The sequence below is a fragment of the Nocardioides sp. NBC_00850 genome (genome assembly GCF_045207335.1).
GTDB lineage: Bacteria > Actinomycetota > Actinomycetes > Propionibacteriales > Nocardioidaceae > Nocardioides.
Genome location: NZ_CP108845.1, coordinates 5,677,110 through 5,695,274, shown reverse-complemented (window position 1 = coordinate 5,695,274; position 18,165 = coordinate 5,677,110). Strand labels below are relative to the sequence as shown.

General features: G+C 68.7%; 16 protein-coding genes. 12 read left to right on the top strand and 4 right to left on the bottom strand.

Annotation, left to right across the window (positions count from 1 at the left end):
- Positions 1–31: 31 nt before the first annotated feature.
- Positions 32–418: a hypothetical protein gene (locus tag OH802_RS27635; protein WP_406023573.1), complete on the top strand. Its 387-nt coding sequence runs from the start codon at positions 32–34 to the stop codon at positions 416–418.
- A gap of 38 nt (positions 419–456) precedes the next feature.
- Here OH802_RS27635 and OH802_RS27630 read toward each other — a convergent pair whose 3' ends face one another.
- Positions 457–1,068, bottom strand: coding sequence for a TetR/AcrR family transcriptional regulator (locus OH802_RS27630; RefSeq protein ID WP_406029422.1), 612 nt, complete (start codon positions 1,066–1,068; stop codon positions 457–459).
- Positions 1,061–1,960: an enoyl-CoA hydratase-related protein gene (locus OH802_RS27625; RefSeq protein WP_406023572.1), complete on the bottom strand. Its 900-nt coding sequence runs from the start codon at positions 1,958–1,960 to the stop codon at positions 1,061–1,063. Before OH802_RS27625 ends, OH802_RS27630 begins: the two co-directional genes overlap by 8 nt.
- A gap of 72 nt (positions 1,961–2,032) precedes the next feature.
- On the opposite strand from OH802_RS27625, the gene OH802_RS27620 reads away from it, so the two are divergent.
- From OH802_RS27620 to OH802_RS27600, 5 genes are all read left to right on the top strand, one after another.
- On the top strand, positions 2,033–3,184 hold the full coding sequence (locus OH802_RS27620; RefSeq protein WP_406023571.1) for an acyl-CoA dehydrogenase family protein: 1,152 nt from the start codon (positions 2,033–2,035) through the stop codon (positions 3,182–3,184).
- A gap of 37 nt (positions 3,185–3,221) precedes the next feature.
- On the top strand, positions 3,222–4,433 hold the full coding sequence (locus OH802_RS27615; RefSeq protein WP_406023570.1) for an acetyl-CoA C-acetyltransferase: 1,212 nt from the start codon (positions 3,222–3,224) through the stop codon (positions 4,431–4,433).
- Positions 4,434–4,469: 36 nt separating this feature from the next.
- Positions 4,470–6,635, top strand: coding sequence for a 3-hydroxyacyl-CoA dehydrogenase NAD-binding domain-containing protein (locus OH802_RS27610; RefSeq protein ID WP_406023569.1), 2,166 nt, complete (start codon positions 4,470–4,472; stop codon positions 6,633–6,635).
- Between the two features lie 66 nt (positions 6,636–6,701).
- Positions 6,702–8,258, top strand: a complete 1,557-nt coding sequence (locus tag OH802_RS27605; protein ID WP_406023568.1) for an acyl-CoA synthetase — start codon at positions 6,702–6,704, stop codon at positions 8,256–8,258.
- The gene (locus OH802_RS27600; protein ID WP_406023567.1) at positions 8,255–9,721 is read left to right on the top strand and encodes an aldehyde dehydrogenase family protein; all 1,467 of its coding nucleotides are present in this window, start codon (positions 8,255–8,257) and stop codon (positions 9,719–9,721) included. The genes OH802_RS27605 and OH802_RS27600 overlap by 4 nt, the downstream gene beginning before the upstream one ends.
- 12 nt (positions 9,722–9,733) lie before the next feature.
- Here OH802_RS27600 and OH802_RS27595 read toward each other — a convergent pair whose 3' ends face one another.
- The gene (locus tag OH802_RS27595; protein WP_406023566.1) at positions 9,734–10,390 is read right to left on the bottom strand and encodes a TetR/AcrR family transcriptional regulator; all 657 of its coding nucleotides are present in this window, start codon (positions 10,388–10,390) and stop codon (positions 9,734–9,736) included.
- 94 nt (positions 10,391–10,484) lie between these two features.
- On the opposite strand from OH802_RS27595, the gene OH802_RS27590 reads away from it, so the two are divergent.
- From OH802_RS27590 to OH802_RS27565, 6 genes are read left to right on the top strand one after another with little or no spacing between them, the layout of a single operon-like run.
- Positions 10,485–11,363: a metal-dependent hydrolase gene (locus OH802_RS27590; protein ID WP_406023565.1), complete on the top strand. Its 879-nt coding sequence runs from the start codon at positions 10,485–10,487 to the stop codon at positions 11,361–11,363.
- A gap of 11 nt (positions 11,364–11,374) precedes the next feature.
- Positions 11,375–12,442, top strand: coding sequence for a PDR/VanB family oxidoreductase (locus OH802_RS27585; protein WP_406023564.1), 1,068 nt, complete (start codon positions 11,375–11,377; stop codon positions 12,440–12,442).
- Positions 12,443–12,457: 15 nt separating this feature from the next.
- The gene (locus OH802_RS27580; RefSeq protein ID WP_406023563.1) at positions 12,458–13,939 is read left to right on the top strand and encodes a flavin-containing monooxygenase; all 1,482 of its coding nucleotides are present in this window, start codon (positions 12,458–12,460) and stop codon (positions 13,937–13,939) included.
- Positions 13,936–14,802 (top strand): short-chain dehydrogenase/reductase, encoded by an 867-nt coding sequence (locus OH802_RS27575; RefSeq protein WP_406023562.1) that lies wholly within the window; start codon positions 13,936–13,938, stop codon positions 14,800–14,802. The genes OH802_RS27580 and OH802_RS27575 overlap by 4 nt, the downstream gene beginning before the upstream one ends.
- Complete coding sequence (locus tag OH802_RS27570) at positions 14,799–15,794, top strand: alpha/beta hydrolase (RefSeq protein ID WP_406023561.1); 996 nt, start codon at positions 14,799–14,801, stop codon at positions 15,792–15,794. The genes OH802_RS27575 and OH802_RS27570 overlap by 4 nt, the downstream gene beginning before the upstream one ends.
- Positions 15,791–16,282 carry an SRPBCC family protein gene (locus tag OH802_RS27565; RefSeq protein WP_406023560.1) on the top strand — a complete coding sequence of 164 codons (492 nt, stop codon included), beginning with the start codon at positions 15,791–15,793 and terminating at the stop codon, positions 16,280–16,282. The genes OH802_RS27570 and OH802_RS27565 overlap by 4 nt, the downstream gene beginning before the upstream one ends.
- Before the next feature lie 142 nt (positions 16,283–16,424).
- Here the strand turns inward: OH802_RS27565 and OH802_RS27560 are convergent, their stop codons facing one another.
- On the bottom strand, positions 16,425–17,954 hold the full coding sequence (locus tag OH802_RS27560) for an alpha/beta hydrolase (protein WP_406023559.1): 1,530 nt from the start codon (positions 17,952–17,954) through the stop codon (positions 16,425–16,427).
- Between the last annotated feature and the right edge of the window lie 211 nt (positions 17,955–18,165).

Below are 18,165 nucleotides of genomic sequence, written 5' to 3'. Positions count from 1 at the left end.
TGTCCGGGCCGGTTGCGGGCATGCTTGGCGCATGCGATTGACCGAGCATGAGCTCACCGTGGCCCTGACCGGGACGGCCAAGTCCGTCCTGGCCTCCGGCCGGAGGTTCCGCAAGGGCGGTGCCGACATCGACAAGGTCTGGGACGAGACCGACCGCTTCCAGCGGTTCAAGCTGCTGGACAGCATCGGCACCCAGATCTTTCCGGTGCTCACCGACCTCCCCGACATCGATGTCCCCGTCGGTGGTCGCCCGACCTTCCCGGAAGAGCAGATCCGTGAGTCCGTCGAACGCAACATCGGTGACGACGTCGGCCGGCTCCGCCGCGCGGTCACGGTCAAGGCCCGCGTCGCGCTCGTCCAGGCAGCTCTCTCCAACCTGCCGCCCCGGGCCGAGGGCGACCTGCGCCAGGAGGGGTGAGGGGCCGGAATGGCGGTCTGACGGCGCTGCTCCGGGTATCAGTGGTCGAGCGAGGCCGGCAGTACGTCGTCCACGATCGCCAGCAGGCACACCGTCAGCAGCTGGTGGACCTGCTCGCGGGTGAGCGCCTTCTTCACGAGCCACTCCCGGCCTGCGGCCCGGGCCAGCTGACCATAGGTGCGGATGAAGGCCCGGAGCTCGTCGCGGCGGCCCTCCGTCTCGGACACCCCGATCGCCTCGATCAGTCGGTCGACGGAGTCGTTCTCGGCCTGAACCAGGATCTTCTCCAGCTCCGGGTCTCGGCCCATGCCGTGGCTGCCGGTGGCATTGATCCAGCTCGCGCCCTGCTGGTCGAGGGAGTCGAGGAACCAGGTGACCGCGGCGTCGATCCGCTCCGCGAGCGTCCCGTTCGGGAGCTGGGCTACTGCGATCTCGGGGACCGTGGCGGCTTCTCGGACGACCTCGAGATAGAGGTCGCGTTTGGTGCCGAAGTAGTGGTTGAGCAGCCCGCGGGCGACACCGGCCTCTCGGGCGATGTCGGTGGTCGACACCTCGGCGTACGGCCGTTGGGTGAAGAGTCGCTGGGCGCAGGCGAAGATCTCCTCGCGGCGCTGGTCGGCGCCGAGGCGTCGCCAGCGGGGTTCAGACATGCTCACCCGGAGCAGTCTGCCCTGCCGCGTTCTCCGCGAGCCAGGGGAGCCAGCCCGGAAGGTCCTTCTCGACCGTGTTGGCGAAGACCGGAGGACGTTTGTCGAGGAATGACATCACGCCCTCGACGGCGTCGGCGTTGGTCGGGAGGCCGGCGATCAAGCGCGAGTCGACGTCGTGTGCGACGAACGGAGAGGGCTCGCCGCCCAGCCGGTTGAGCATCTGGCGGATGACCGCCACGGAGACCGGTGCGGTGTTGTCACGCAGGTCGCGGGCCAGCTCGTACGCCGCATCCAGCACCTCGTTCGGAGGATGGACGGCGGTGAGCAGGCCGGAGGAGAGTGCTTCGTCGGCACCGAACACGCGCCCGGTGATCATCCAGTCCTGGGCTTTGGTCGTGCCGACCAGGCGAGGCAGGTACCAGGCCGAGCCGCCTTCGGGGAAGATGCCGCGGCGGGCGAAGACGAGGCCGAACCTCGAGTCGGTGGAGCCCAGTCGGAAGTCGCAGGCGAGCGTGATGGTCAGTCCAGCGCCGACCGCCGCCCCGCGCATGGCAGCGATGACCGGCTTGTTCATCGTGAAGATGCGCTTCGAGCACCGGCCCGCCGGTTCCTGCCATGTGTCGGCGTCGCTGCCCTCCTCGTTGACGTCAAAACCGCCACCGGAGAGGTCGGCGCCGACGCAGAAGTGGTCTCCGGCCCCGGTGAGCACAACGGCCCGGACGTCCTCGTCGCGGTCCGCGCGATCGAGGGCCAGGTTCAGCTCGTCGGCCATGGTCAGCGTGTAGCCGTTGCGCGACTGCGGGCGGTTGAGCGTGATCGTCGCGATCCGCTCGTCCACGGCGTAGGTGATGGCGGTGTAGGCGTGCTCCGCCGTTGGTGTGCTGGTGTCCACGGTTGGCCTGCTTTCGTGCGGATTTCGATGACCTTGTTGACCGAGTGCCAACAATAGGCCACTATTGGCGCCATGCCAACAACGACGTCCTCGTGGATGACCGCGGACCTCCAAGCCGTCCGCGACCTCGCGGCGACCTACTTCACCAAGGAGGTGCTGACCCGGGCCGACGAGCATGTCGCTCAGGGTCACGCCAGCCGCGAGGCCTACCTCAAGGCCGGGGAGCTCGGCCTGGTCGGCATGTCTCTCGACGAGGCGTACGGCGGGGGAGGAGCGTCCTTCGCGGCCGAGACCGTGCTGCTCGAGGAGCAGGTCCGAGCCGGTGACACCTCCATGGGATTCGCCGTTTCGGTCGGAATCGTGGCCCACTACATCGCGGCGTACGCCACCGAGGAGCAGAAGCGACGCTGGCTGCCCAGGGTGTGCACCGGTGAGTGGGTCCTCTCGATCGCGATGACCGAACCCGGCACCGGCTCGGACCTACAGGCGATCAAGACCCGCGCGGTCAAGGACGGCGACGACTACGTCCTCAACGGCGCCAAGACCTTCATCTCCAACGGCCACGTATGCGACCTGATCGTGATCGCCGCCAAGACCGGCGACGACCAGGGTGCTGCCGGCATCTCGCTGATCGTGGCCGAGGTCGACGACGAGACTCCCGGCTTCACCCGCGGCCGGGTGCTCGACAAGATGGGTCAGAAGGACCAGGACACCGCGGAGCTGGCCTTCGAGGACATGCGGGTGCCGCGGGCCAACCTGCTCGGCCCCGAAGAGGGCCAGGGCTTCTACCAGATGATGGAGCAGCTCCCGCAGGAACGGCTGATCACCGCGATCCTCGCCCAGGCGCAGATCGAGAGGGCCGTCGCGCTCGCGGTGGCCTACACCAAGGAGCGCCACGCCTTCGGCAAACCGCTGATGGCGCTGCAGAACACCCGTTTCGAGCTGGCCGAGTGCGAGACCATCTCCCGGCTCAACCGCGCCTTCCTCGACCAGTGCATCGAGAAGCACCTCCGGGGTGAGCTCGACGCCACCGAGGCCTCGATGGCGAAGTACTGGATCTCCGACCGGGCCACCGACGTCGCTGACCGCTGCCTGCAGCTCTTCGGCGGCTACGGCTACATGAACGAATACCCGATCGCCCACATCTACACCGACGTGCGCGTGCTGCGCATCCTCGCAGGCGCGAACGAAGTGATGAAGGAGCTCATCGCCCGTTCGCTGTGACAGCCGCTCTGATCTCCCGACGGAAGGACCGCTCACCATGAGCAACCACGCATTCATCTACGACCACATCCGTACGCCGCGAGGCCGCGGGAAGAATGGCTCGCTGCACAGCGTGAAGCCGGTCAGCCTGCTGGTCGGGCTCATCGATGAGCTGCGCGAGCGCAACCCGGACCTCGACACCAACGCGGTCGACGACTTCATCGCCGGTGTCGTCTCGCCCGTCGGTGACCAGGGATCGGTGATCCCGAAGGCCGCGGCGATGGCCGCCGGCCTCCCCGACACCGTCGGCGGCCTGCAGATCAACCGCTTCTGCGGCTCGGGCCTCGAGGCCTGCAACACCGCCGCCCAGAAGGTCGCCTCCGGGTGGGACAAGCTGCTCCTGGCCGGTGGCGTCGAGTCGATGTCGCGGGTGCCGATCAGCTCCGACGGCGGCGCGTGGGCGATGGACCCGGCCACCAACTACGACTCCTACTTCATCCCCCAGGGTGTGGGTGCCGACCTGATCGCCACGATCGAGGGCTTCAGCCGCGAGGACGTCGACGCCTATGCCGTCCGCTCGCAGCAGCGTGCCGCCACCGCATGGGAGGAGGGCCGGTTCAAGAACTCGGTCATCCCGGTGCTCGACCAGAACGGTCTCGTCATCCTCGACCGTGACGAGCACATGCGTCCCGAGTCGACCGTCGAGTCGCTGGGTGCGCTGAAGCCGTCGTTCGCTGCGATGGGCGAGATGGGCGGCTTCGACGCCGTGGCGCTGCAGAAGTTCCACAGCGTCGAGCGCATCGACCACGTGCACACTCCGGCCAACTCCTCCGGCATCGTCGACGGTGCCTCCCTGGTGCTGATCGGCAGCGAGCAGGTCGGCAAGGACTTCGGTCTGACGCCACGCGCTCGCATCGTCGCCACCGCCACCTCGGGTGCCGACTCGACGATCATGCTCACTGGTCCGACGCCCGCCACCCACAAGGTGCTTGCCGCCGCCGGCCTGGCCCCCGATGACATCGACCTCTGGGAGATCAACGAGGCCTTCGCCGCCGTCGCCCTGAAATGGCAGAAGGACTTCGACGTCCCCGACGAGAAGCTCAACGTCAACGGCGGCGCCATCGCCATGGGCCACCCGCTCGGGGCCACCGGCGCGATGATCCTCGGCACCATGGTCGACGAGCTCGAGCGCACCGGCGGGAAGCGTGCCGTCCTCACCCTCTGCATCGGCGCCGGCATGGGCGTCGCCACCGTCATCGAACGCGTCTGAGCGTCCACACTCCAACAGGTCAAGGGAATCTTCGAAATGACTGAACAGAACATCATCGTCTGGGAGCAGGACGCCGACGGCATCGTCACCTTGACGATCGACGACCCGAGCCAGTCCGCCAACACCATGAACGCGGCGTACATCGCCTCGATGAACGCGACCGTGGAGCGGTTGGTCGCCGAGAAGGAGACCATCACCGGTGTCGTCCTCACCTCGGCGAAGAAGACCTTCTTCGCCGGCGGCGACCTCAACGACCTGCTCGCCGCCAAGAAGGAGGACGCTCAACGCGTCTTCGACATGATCACCGAGATCAAGGCCGCTCTGCGCACCCTGGAGACCTTCGGTCGCCCGGTCGTCGCGGCGATCAACGGCGCCGCGCTCGGCGGCGGCCTCGAGATCGCACTGAGCACCCACCACCGCGTCGCGGCCGACGTGAAGGGCAGCCAGATCGGTCTGCCCGAGGTCGGCCTCGGTCTGTTGCCCGGCGGCGGTGGAGTGGTACGCACCGTCCGCATGCTCGGTGTCGTCGACGCGTTCGTGAAGGTGCTCGGCCAGGGGCAGCGGCACACTCCGGCGAAGGCCCTCGAGATCGGCCTCATCGACGAGATCGTCCCGGTCGACGGGCTGGTCCCCGCCGCGAAGGCATGGATCAAGGCCAATCCCGACGCCGTACAACCGTGGGACGTCAAGGGCTACAAGGTTCCCGGCGGAACGCCGGCCAACCCGGCCTTCGCGGCGAACCTGCCGGCTCTTCCCAGCAACCTGCGCAAGCAGCTCAAGGGCGCCAACTACCCGGCTCCGCGCGCCATCATGGCGGCAGCTGTCGAGGGCACCCAGGTCGACTTCGACAACGCCCTGGTCATCGAGTCGCGCTACCTGGTCGAGCTGGTGACCGGGCAGGTAGCGAAGAACATGATCAAGGCGTTCTTCTTCGACATGCAGCACATCGCAGCCGGCGGCAGCCGCCCCGAGGGCCATGAGAAGTACGTCGCCAAGAAGGTCGGCGTCCTCGGCGCCGGGATGATGGGCGCGGCGATCGCGTTCGTGTGTGCCAAGGGCGGGATGGACGTCGTGCTCAAGGACGTGTCGCTCGAGAACGCCGAGCGTGGCAAGGGCTACTCCAAGGACCTGCTCGACAAGGCGGTCTCGCGCGGCAGGATGAGCCAGGAGAAGGCGGACGCGCTGCTCTCCAAGATCCACCCGGCGGCCGACCCCCAGGCCCTCGCCGGCTGCGACCTCGTGATCGAGGCGGTCTTCGAGAGCGTCGAGCTCAAGCACAAGGTGTTCCAGGAGATCGAGGACATCGTCGCGCCCGGTGCGGTGCTCGGCTCCAACACCTCCTCGCTTCCGATCACGGGACTGGCCGACGGCGTGAAGAGGCCCGAGGACTTCATCGGCCTGCACTTCTTCAGCCCGGTCGACAAGATGCCGTTGCTCGAGATCATCGCGGGTGACAAGACCAGTGACGAGACGCTCGCCAAGGCGTTCGACATCGCTCAGCAGATCAAGAAGACCCCGATCGTCGTCAACGACAGCCGCGGTTTCTTCACCAGCCGGGTGATCGGCACCTTCCTCAACGAGGCCCACGCGATGGTCGCCGAGGGCATCTCGGCCGCGTCGATCGAGCAGGCCGGTCTGCAGGCGGGCTACCCGGCCGCGCCGCTGAAGCTCTCCGACGAGCTGAACTTCTCGACGATGAGCAAGATCCAGAAGGCCACGCAGAGCGGCCTCGAAGCCGACGGCAAGGGTCACCTCTACTACCACCACCCGGCGTACGACGTCATCGACGCGATGATCGAGAAGCACGGCCGCACCGGCCGTGCGCAGGGCGGCGGCTTCTACGACTACGTCGACGGCAAGGCCACCGGCCTGTGGCCCGGCCTCGCCGAGAACCTCGGCGCGGGCACCAACGAGATCCCGTTCGAGGACATGGTCGAGCGGATGCTTTTCGCGGAGTCCATCGAGACCGTCAAGTGCTTCGACGAGGGCGTGCTGCGCTCGGTCGAGGACGCCAACATCGGCTCGATCCTCGGCATCGGCTTCCCGGCCTGGACCGGCGGGGTCGTGCAGTACATGAACGGCTACGCAGGTGGTCTGCCCGGCTTCGTGAACCGCGCCCGCGACCTCGCCGACAAGTACGGCCCCCAGTTCACGCCGCCGGCATCGCTGGTCGCCAAGGCCGAGGCCGGCGAGACGTACTGATCACGGAGCTCCGGATCTCGGCCGGGCCGCACCAACTCGAGACCCACCACTTCAGCAGGAGACGACATGTACCTCACCCAGGGACTGCACCGCGCGATCCAGGCCACCCCGAACAAGACGGCGACGATCTACGGCGAGCGCACCCGGACCTTCGCCGAGCACGGCGACCGGATCGCTCGCTTCGCCGCCGGCCTGCACTCGCTCGGTGTGGTCGCCGACGACCGAGTCGCCATGCTGTCGCTCAACAGCGACCGGTACGCCGAGTACCTGCTCGCCGTCCCGTGGGCCGGAGGTGTGGTCAACCCGATCAACATCCGGTGGAGCCCGGCCGAGATCGCCTACTCGCTCAAGGACTCCGGCACCACGGTTCTGCTGATCGATGACGCCTTCGCTCCGATGGCGCCGGTGCTGACCGCCCAGTGCCCCGAGCTCACCACGCTCGTGCACTGCGGCGACGGCCCGCTCCCGGAGGGCATGGTCTCCTACGAGGCCCTGGTGGCCGAGAACGAGCCCGTCGAGGATGCCCGCCGCTCCGGGGAGGACCTGGCCGGGATCTTCTACACCGGTGGCACGACCGGTTTTCCCAAGGGCGTCATGCTCACCCAGGCCAACCTGACCACGTCGGCGCTGGGCACCGTGGCCAGCGGTGAGCTCCTCGGTCAGGGCGCGATCTTCCTGCACGCGGCACCGATGTTCCACCTCGCCGACCTCGCGGCGTGGGCCGGACAGGTTGCCCTCGGTGGGACGCACGTGATGGTGCCGTTCTTCGAGCCCGCGGCTGTGCTCGGGGCCGTACAGACGCACAAGGTGACCGACGTCCTGCTCGTGCCGACGATGATCCAGATGCTGGTCGACCACCCCGGGCTTCCCGAATACGACCTGTCGTCGTTGAACCGCATGCTCTACGGCGGCTCGGTGATCTCCGAAGGTGTCCTCAAGCGCACCATGGACGCATTCCCGGGTATCAGGATGACCCAGGCGTACGGCATGACGGAGGTCGCACCGGTGGCGACGCTGCTGCTGCCGCAGGACCACCACGACCAGTACCTCCGGTCCGGTGGGTGTGCGGCCCCGCACTCCGAGATCAAGGTCGTCGACGCCGACGGCAAGGACCTCGCGACCGGCGAGGTCGGCGAGATCTGCGTACGCGGCGGGCACGTCATGAAGGGCTACTGGAACAAGCCCGAGGAGACCGCCGCCGTGCTGCGCGACGGCTGGTATCGCACCGGTGACGGTGGCTTCATCGACGAGGAGGGCTTCGTCTATGTCGTCGACCGGATCAAGGACATGATCGTGACGGGCGGTGAGAACGTCTACTCCGCCGAGGTCGAGAGCGCCCTGAGCAAGCACCCCGCCGTCGCCGCGGTGGCCGTCATCGGCCTGCCCGACGAGAAGTTCGGCGAGCGCGTGCATGCCTGCGTCGTCCTCGCTGCCGACAAGACGGTGACCGCCGAGGAGCTGAAGGCGCACTCCCGCGACCACATCGCCGGCTACAAGACGCCGCGCAGCTTCGAGTTCGTCGGCGAGCTGCCGATCAGTGGTGCGGGCAAGGTGCTCAAGCGCGAGCTGCGCGACGCCTACGCCCGATCCACCGCGCCGGCCAACGACTTGGCCGGCGCGTGAGTCTCGACTCCCTCTCCCCGGAAGACGGTGCGCTGGTCGCCAGCTTCCCGGTGATGGGCGAGGACGAGGTGCGTGCCGTGGTCGCGACGGCTCGCGCCGCCTCGACGTGGTGGCGTGACCTGGGCTTCGACGGTCGTGCCGCGCGCCTGGCCGCATGGCGCAAGCACATCTGGCGCCGCGTCGACGAGATCGCCGATCTGCTCCACCGCGAGAACGGCAAGCCTCTCGACGACGCCGTGCTCGAGGTCGTGCTCACCGTCGAGCACCTGCACTGGGCGGCCCGGAACGCCGGCAGGGTGTTGCGTTCGCACAAGGTCAGCCCGGGTCCACTGTTCTCCAACTACGGTGCCCGCGTCGACTATGACCCGCTCGGTGTCGTCGGCGTGATCGGGCCGTGGAACTACCCCCTCTACGCTCCGAACAGCGCCGTGTCGTTCGCCCTCGCGGCCGGCAACACGGTGGTCCTGAAGCCGAGCGAGTTCACGCCCGCCGTGAGCCGGTGGTACGTCGACGCGTTCGCCGCGGCCAACCCGGACGCGCCCGAGGGCGTGCTGTCGCTGGTCACCGGCTTCGGTGAGAGCGGCGCCGCCCTGTGCAACGCCGGCGTCGACAAGATCGGCTTCACCGGGTCGACCCGCACCGGCAAGCGGGTGATGGCCCAGTGCGCCGAGACGCTCACCCCGGTCGTCCTCGAGTGTGGCGGCAAGGACCCGGTGATCGTCGCTGCCGACGCCGACGTCGCCGCAGCGGCCCGGGCCGTTGCGTGGGGTGCCTTCACCAACTCGGGGCAGACCTGCGTCGGTGTCGAGCGCGTCTATGTCGTCGACGAGGTGGCCGATGAGTTCGAGTCGGCGCTGCTGCGCGAGCTCGACGAGGTCCGTCCTGGGTCGGACGCGGGCGCCACCTACGGTCCGATGACGATGCCGGCTCAGGTCGACGTCGTACGCCGTCATGTGGCCGACGCCGTCGCGCGCGGGGCGACGTTCCTCAGGGGAGGACCCGAGTCGATCGGTGACCGGCTGATCGAGCCGATCGTGATCACCGACCTCCCGGAGGACGCGGCCGCGGTGCGCGAGGAGACGTTCGGGCCGACCGTCACGTTGCGCCGGTGCACCGACGTCGCCGAGGCGATCACCTTGGCCAACGACCACGACTACGCCCTGAGCGCCTCGGTGTTCTCCCGTGCCCAGGGTGACGAGATCGCCGATCGGTTGCGTGCCGGCCAGGTCACCGTCAACTCCGTGATCGCCTTCGCCGGCATGGGGGCCGTGCCGATGGGCGGTGTGGGCGCCAGCGGCTTCGGGCGGGTGCACGGCGCTGACGGGCTGCGGGAGTTCGCGCGGCCGCGCGGCGTCGTACGCCAGAAGTTCGCGCTGCCGGGCTTCGAGCTGATCACGCTGCGCCGGGCGAGCCACGTCATGCCACTGATGAAGAAGGTGCTCAGCGTCCGTCACGGGCGCTGACCGCCGAGCCAATCAGCGTTGGGGCACCGCGCGCAGCACCATCGGCACGAGATGCGTACGCGCGAAGTCGCGGAGCTTCTGGTGGCTGTCGAGGTCGATCAGAGCCCGGGGCGTGAGCATGTAGGAGTGCACGATGCGCACCAGCAGCTCGGCACTGGCATCCATGCCGTCGGTCGTCTCGAGGAGGCCGTCCTCGACGGCTTCGCCGAAGAAACCCAGCGTGGCCGTCGTCGCGCCGGTGACCAGCAGGCCGCCCTCGGTGGTGAGCTGGAGCAGCACCGTCTCGGGCTCGACCTGCAGCATCCGCGCGAGCATGGCGTTGCCGCGTACCTCCTCCATCATCGAGGTGAACCCGAGCTCGACGCGCTCCTCGATGGTGGTGCCGCGGCGGGCTGTGGTGGTGACCAACTCGAAGAGGCGGATGGCCTCGCGAGTGACCACGGCCTGGATCACGGCGTCCTTGTTGCCGACCCGGCGGTAGATGGTGACCCGGTCGATGCCGGCAGCGCGCGCGATGTCGCCGATGGTCGTGCGCTTGATGCCGAACTCCGCGAACTGATTGAGCGCGGCGTCGAGGATGCGCTGGGTCTCCGGTGACCGTCGTGCGGCCTCGTCAAGACCGGGGGAGTCGGCGACCGCGTTCACCGCACGGCTCAGAGCGTCCTTCATGTCGATGAGCATAACGTGATCACGTCTGCATCATTGCAACAATAAGTGTTGCTTTGTTACAGTCGGGCGACCCGTTGACCAGGAAGGGAAGACGATGGCAACCACGCAGCACGAGTACTCAGACGAGGCGCTGGCGATCCACGCCCGCGACGTCTCCTTCGACTGGACGGACGTGCCCACCGAGTACATCCCCGGCCGCCCCTATGCCACGCACTTCTGGAACGTCATGCACCTCGTGCTGCCCGAGGGCGAGCGCGCCATGGCCGACGTGCTCGGTCGCGCGCTGCCGCAGATCGAGGACCCGCGCCTGGCCGAGGAGCTCGTCGGCTTCATCGGCCAGGAGGAGACCCATGCCAGCTCGCACGAGTCGTTCCGGATCTACCTGGAGGAGAAGGGCTTCGACATCCCCGAGATCATGCGGCTGATGGAGTTCCTGATGGACCAGGTCTTCGGCGACCACGGCCTGAAGGGCCGCGCCGGCGAGGCCTGGTTCCACGAGCGCCTGGGTATCTACGCCGCCGCCGAACACTTCACGGCCACGGTCGGCGAGTGGTTGCTCGACAACGAGCGCTTCGACGAGATCGGCGTGGACCCGACGATGCTCGACCTGCTGCGCTGGCACGGCGCCGAGGAGATGGAGCACCGCAACGTCGCCTTCGACGTGTTCCAGTACGTCGATGGCAGCTACGCGCGCCGGGTTCGCACCGCACTGCTCGCCTCGGCCGGCCTGCTCATGCTGTGGCTCTACACGTCGTCGTGGATGTACGCCAACGACCCGTCGGTCACCCGCCCCCGCTGGACCTGGCCGATCGAGTTCGTCAAGGACACTCGCAAGGGCCTCATCCCCGGCCTGAAGTTCATCATCAAGGAGATCCCGCAATACCTCCGCCCGGGCTTCCATCCCTCCCAGATGGGCCCGATCGACAAGGCGGTGCGCTACCTCGCGCAGTCGCCGGCGGCGAGTGGTCTCTGATGGCGGCGACATTGACGCCACAGCGATCCAGCGAGCCCTCACCCAGGCTCCGGGCCCTGGCCAGAGGGGCGCAGGCCTACTCCGCCCTGTTCGCGGCCAGCCCTGCCGCGCCGTACCTCTCGAGGTCGCGGCCCGTACGCCGCACCGGCTTCGATCTCGACCTCGTGGTCGATTCGACCGCGCGTGAGGTCGATGACGTGGTCAGCTTCACGTTGCGCCGCCCAGACGGCGATCCACTGCCGGCCTGGGTGCCTGGTGCCCATCTCGATGTCTTCCTGCCTTCGGGAATCCAGCGGCAGTACTCCCTCTGCGGCGACCCGTCCGACCTCACCAGCTACCGCATCGCCGTACGCCGCATCGACGACGGCGGTGGCGGATCGCTGGCCATGCACCGCGAGATCTCGCAGGGCGATCTGCTGACGGTGCGCGGGCCGCGGAACGCGTTCCCGTTCATCGATGTCGAGTCCTACCTGTTCGTCGCGGGCGGCATCGGCATCACCCCGATCCTGCCGATGGTGCGCGAGGCGTCGCGTCGTGGCGCGCGCTGGACGATGGTGTACCTCGGTCGCTCGCTCGCCACGATGCCGTTCGTCTCCGAGCTGCAGGTGCTCGAGGGCGGCCGGCTCGAGCTCCGGCCCGACGACGAGTTCGGTGTCTCCGATGCGGCAGACCTGCTGGGTCGGGCCGAGGAGGGAGCCGCGATCTACGTGTGCGGTCCTCCGGCGCTGATCGATGCCGCCCGTGCCCTGCAACCGACGCTGAACCCGACCGGCTCCCTGCACAGCGAGCGGTTCTCCGCGCCGCCCGTCGTGGGTGGTCGTGCGTTCGAGGTGCACCTCGAACGCACGGGCGTGACCGTGCCGGTGGGCGCCGACGAGTCCGCGTTGGCTGCGATCCGCCGCGAGGTGCCGGGCGTCCGCTATTCGTGCCAGCAGGGCTTCTGCGGCACGTGCAAGCACGCCGTCCTCGACGGAGAAGTCGAGCACCGGGACACCAAGCTGCGGCCTTCGGAGCGCGACGACTCCATGCTGATCTGCGTCTCGCGCGCCGCCGGCGACAGCCTCACCATCGACCTGTGACCCGGAGGATCTGAGATGAGTCAACACGTGAGGGTCGCCGTCATCGGCGCGGGCTTCGGGGGCCTGGGCACCGCCATTCGCCTGAAGCAGGAAGGCATCGACGACTTCGTCGTGCTCGAACGCGCCGACGCGGTCGGCGGCACCTGGCAGATCAACGACTATCCGGGCGCCCAGTGCGACGTACCGTCGCTGATCTACTCCTACTCCTTCGCGCCCAACCCTGACTGGAGCCGGCTCTACCCGCTGCAGTCCGAGCTGAAGGACTACATGCACAGGTGCGCGGTCGAACACGACGTGCTGCCGCACGTGCGCTTCCGCACCGAGGTGACCGACGCCTCGTGGGACGACGACGTCCAGCTGTGGCGCATCGCCACGAGTACGGGCGACCTGACCGCACAGGTCCTGGTCGGTGCGATCGGCCCGTTCAGCTCACCGGCGGTGCCCGACATCCCCGGCCTCGACACGTTCGCCGGCACCGTGTTCCACTCCCAGGGCTGGAACCACGACCACGATCTACGCGGTGAGCGGGTCGGGGTGATCGGCACCGGCGCCTCCGCGGTGCAGTTCATCCCTCGGGTGCAGCCGGAGGTCGGCCACCTGACCGTCTTCCAGCGCACGCCCACGTGGATCCTGCCGCACCCCGATCGACCGGTCGGCACGGTGACCCGCGCGCTCTACCGCCGCGTGCCGGGCGCGCAGAAGGCGGCACGCAAGGCATGGGAGCTCACCTTCGAGGCGCTGGTGCCGGGGTTCATCCATGAGCCGAGGCTGCAGAAGCCGCTCGAGCTGATGGGGCGTGCGTTGCTCAGGAGGCAGGTCAAGGACCCTGAGCTTCGCAGGAGGCTGACGCCGACGTACGCCGTGGGCTGCAAGCGGCCGACCTTCTCCAACGCCTACTACCCGGCGCTCACCGCCGACAACGCCACTGTGGTCACCGACGGCATCGTCGAGATCACCGAGCGCGGCGTCGTGACCGCCGACGGCACCGAGCACGAGCTCGACACGATCATCCTCGGCACCGGCTTCCGGATGACCGACCACCCGGGTTTCGACCTGATCCACGGCCGCGGCGGCGCCAGCATCGGCGACGTATGGCGGGACGGGGAGATGGCCGCCTACCTCGGCACGGCTGTGCACGACTTCCCGAACCTCTTCCTGATCCTCGGCCCCAACTCCGGCGTCTACACCTCGGCGGTGATCACCATCGAGGACCAGGTGCACTACATCATCGAGGCGCTCGACGAGATGGAGAACGCTGGTCTGGCCTCGCTCGAGGTGACCGCCGAGGCCCAGGACGAGTTCCTCGAGTGGGTCGACAAGGGGTTGAGCAGGTCGGTCTTCCTCACCGGCGGCTGCCGCAGCTACTACCTGAGCTCGGCCGGCCGGAACTTCACCCACTACCCGGGCTTCTCGGCGGGCTTCCGCGCCCGTACCAGCAAGGTCGACCTCGGCCACTACGCCGTTCGACGCGTCGTGAAGGAGGGGATCCGGGCATGAGCGGCCGGTTCGGCAAGAAGTACGACGTACGCGACCGGGTCGTGCTGATCACCGGAGCCGGGCAGGGCATCGGCCTGGCCCTGGCCCGGCGGCTGCACGACCAGGGCGCCCGGCTGGCGCTGGTCGACCTGAACGAGTCCGGGCTCGAGGTGGTCGCATCCAGCCTCAACGCCGAGCGGGTCCTCACCGTCGTCGCCGACGTCACCGACCGTGCCGCCATGGCCGGCGTCGTGGCTCGGACCCTCGAGCGCTACGGGCAGCTCGATGTCGTGGTGGCCAACGCCGGTGTGACGCCTCCGCCGGCCACGATCCGCACGATGGACCTGGCTGACTACGACCGGGTGGTCGCGATCAACCAGACCGGTGTGCTCAACACCGTGCAGCCTGCGCTGGACGCGGTGATCGGGGCGAAGGGGCACGTTGTCGTGGTGGCCTCCTGTGCCGCTTTCTCGCCCGGGGTCGGTGGCGTCGGCTACATGTCGAGCAAGGCCGCCGCCGAGCAGATCGGCCGGGCCCTCAAGCTCGAGCTGGCGCCCCACGGGGCGAGTGCTGGCGTCGCCTACTTCGGCTTCGTCGACACACCCTTGGCCACCGCAACTCTCGATGACGACCCCATCGGACGCCGCCTCGACGAACTGCTCGGCTGGCCCTTGAACCACCGCATCTCCGCGGACGCCGCGGCCGAGTCGATCGCCGAGGGGATCGCCGACCGGGCAGGCGCCACCGTCGCCCCCGCCCGGTGGGTTCCCTACTCCCTGCTCCGCGGCGTGCTCAACGCCGGCGCCGACCGGGTGCTGGCCCGCGACCGCCGGGTGCACGAGATGGTGCGCGACCTCGAGGCCCGTACGGAGACACGGGGGTGATCCGCTACCTGAAGCTGCTCGGTCCGAGTGCCACGAGCCGCGTGCTGGTGGCTGGTGCCCGGCTCGCGGTGCGTCCACAGGTCGACCGCCTGCGCCTCGAGGGACTGCAGCTGCGCTATCTGCGCGGTGTGATCGCGGTCGGTGGCGTCCTGGCGGGCTGGCCGACCACGGCACGAATCGATCAGGTCCGGACCCCGCGCTTCGAGGGTGAGTGGGTGCGCGCCCGCAACGCCAAGACCGGCGACGACGGCGTGATCATCTACTTCCACGGTGGGGGCTACGTGGCGTCCTCCCCACGGTCCTACCGGTGTGTCACCGAGCCGCTCTCGGCGCTGAGCGCGCTGCCGGTGCTGGCGGTCGGTTATCGGCGCGCTCCCGAGCACGTCTACCCCGCCGCGCTCGACGACGCCGTGGCGGCGTACGACTGGCTACTGGCGCAGGGCCACCCGCCGGAGCGGATCGTGGTGGCGGGCGACTCAGCCGGCGGCCACCTCGCCCTCGGCCTACTGACGACGCTCGCCCGGTGTGGACGCGACCTGCCGGCAGGCGTGACGCTCTTCTCACCGCTGCTCGACCCGGCGCTGACCGAGGCGGTACGCCGCGATGCCCGGCACCACGACCCGGTCCTGACACCGACGTTCGCGGCGCGCTGTGCGGAGGCCTTCCATCCTGGTGGCGACTTCCACGATCCGTGCCTGTCACCACTCACCGTGAGCATCGGGCTGCTGCGTACCTTCCCGCCGATCCAGACCCACGTCGGGGGCACGGAGTGCTTCGCCGGAGACTCCGAGCGGCTGCATGAGCGGCTCACCCGCGCCGGCGTGCCCAACAAGCTGATCGTCTCGCGGGGCCAGATCCACTCCTACGTCACGATGTATCGCCTGGTGCCCGAAGCTCGCCGAGCGCTTCGCCGCGCCGCGACGTTCCTGCGATCCTGTGTCGACGAAGATGTCCTCGTCCCCTCCTCGAGCTCACAAAGGTTGGCCACATGACCCGCTGGTACCCCCTCGACCCCGCCGACGACGACTTCCTGCGGACCGCACGAACGGTCACCACCAAGGTGCTCGATGTCGACGTGCCGGTCGAGACGTTGTGGGAGGCGCTGGCCGCAGACGACGCCGTGGTCTCCTGGGGGCCTGGTGCCACGAAGACGCGGTGGGTCGGCCCGCGACCGTACGGCGTCGGTACGGTGCGAGAGGTCACCATGGGCGGTGTGGCCACGGTGCGGGAGAAGTTCTACCGCTGGGACGAGAACGAGCGGATGACCTTCGCGGTCGCCGAATCGAACCGCCCCGGCATCCGCCGCTTCGCGGAGGACTACGTCGTCGAGTCGACCCCGACCGGCTCGCGGCTGACCTGGACCGTTGCCCTCGAGGTGGCGAAGGCATCCGGGCCCACGGCACCCATCGTCCGGGCTGTGCTCTCGCTCGCGGTCGGCTCGATGACCAACGGGCTGAGGAAGAGGCTCGAGCGCAGCTGAGGGTCAGGTCCAGGGGTTGTCCCAGCGGCCGTCGCCCTGCGCCGCCTCGACCTCGGCCGTGGTCGGCCGGTTCAGCACCGGCTCGCAGTCGATGGTCTCCACGCGGCCAATCTAGTGGCTGGCCGCGCGGAGACCTGGCCGGCTAGCCGGTGAAGGGTGTCGCGGCGCGGGGTGCGGCGTCGGCCGAGCAGTGGTAGTCGCGCAACGGCCGCTCACCCGTGGTCAGATAGGTCGTCACCACGTGGTTCGCACAGCGGTTCCTGCCGCCCGGGTAGACGCCGTGGCCGCTCTGGTCGGCAGTCACCATGGTGGCCCGCTTGCCCAATGCCGCCCGCATCTTCCGCGCACCGGCGAGCGGTGTCGCCGGGTCGCGAAGGTTCTGCACCATCAGTAGGTTGGACGGGCCCTGATCGGTGATCCGGACCTGCGGTTCGGCGGGATCCGGCCAGTACGCGCACGGCGTGATGTTGGCTCCGGCCGCACCGAACAGCGGGTACCTGATCCGGTCGACGGCGACGTTGCGCTGGTAGGTCGCCACCGACGACGGCCAGCGCGCGTCGTTGCAGATCATGTAGTAGCGACCGGAGATGAGGTTGTCCACGTCGGTCACGGCGCCGCCTCCGGGCAGGGGTGGCGGCGGCTGGTTCGCGTCGACCGCCTGCCAGATGTCCGCCAGCAGCGGCAGCTGGGTCGGCGCGTACAGCAGACCGAAGTTGATCAGCCGGAACGAGACGTGGTCGAAGGGGCCGTCCGGCGTCGGGATCGGCTTCTTCTCCAGCCGCTCGGCGAGCTCGAAGAACTTCGCTCGTACCTGTGCCGGTGTCTTGCCCAGGCCGTACTCGCGGTGGTTCGCCGCAGCGAACTTCGCGAAGGCCGGAAAGGTGTCCTCGACGCCCTGCGACCACAGCCGGTCGCCCGCGTAGTCCCAGCCACCCGGACCCATGTTGCTGTCGAGGACGACCCGGTCGCTGCGCTGGGGGAACAGGGTTGTGTAGACCGCGCCGAGGTGGGTCCCCCACGAAGCGCCGGCGTACGACAGTTTCGACTCGCCCAGCGCGGCCCGGATCCGATCCATGTCGCGGGCGGTGTTGGCCGGGCTGACGTGCGGCAGCATCCAGGATGTCTTGGACGTCTCGCACTGCTGGGCGATCTGCTTGCTCATGGCCGCCCGCTCGGTCACGTCGGCGGCGTCGAGCGCGTACGGCGGGATGTTCCCGGTCAGCTGCTGCTCCGCGGTGAGGTCGCACGTCACCGGCGTGCTGCGGCCGATCCCGCGCGGGTCGAAGCCGATCACGTCGTAGCTGTCCAGGACGCCCTGCGGGAGCCCGGTCGCGACGAGCATCGCTGGGTAGCCCTCGCCCGCGGCGGGACCGCCTGGGTTGGTCACCAGAATGCCGCGTCGCTTGTCGGGCTTCGTGCTCGCCAGCCGCGAGACCGCGATGTCGATCGTCCGCCCGTCCGGGTTGCTGTAGTCCAGGGGGACCTTCAGGGTCCCGCACTGCATCCCTTCCGGGATCGGAACCGGAGAGACCTCGGCGGGGCACTTGTCCCACTTGATGGTGTCCGGTGGTGCGGCCTGCGCCGCGGCCGGACCCGCCGGCGAGACCACTGGGGCCAGTGTGGCCGCCAGCGAGACGACGGCGACCGCGAGCGGGACTGAGATGCGTTTCATTTCTTCCTCCCGAGGATGGTGCTGGGACGGTGTCAGTCTTCGCTGATCGGACGTCGGGAACATCCGGCCGAAGACCATTTGCGGGGTGGCCGAAAGGACTATTGACCGGTGGAGAAAGTAGTAGTCAGCGACGACGGTTGGCGGTTGGCCCGCGATCGGCGAGGATGTCTCCGTGATCGACGAGCGCCCCATCAAGACATGGCTGACCGAC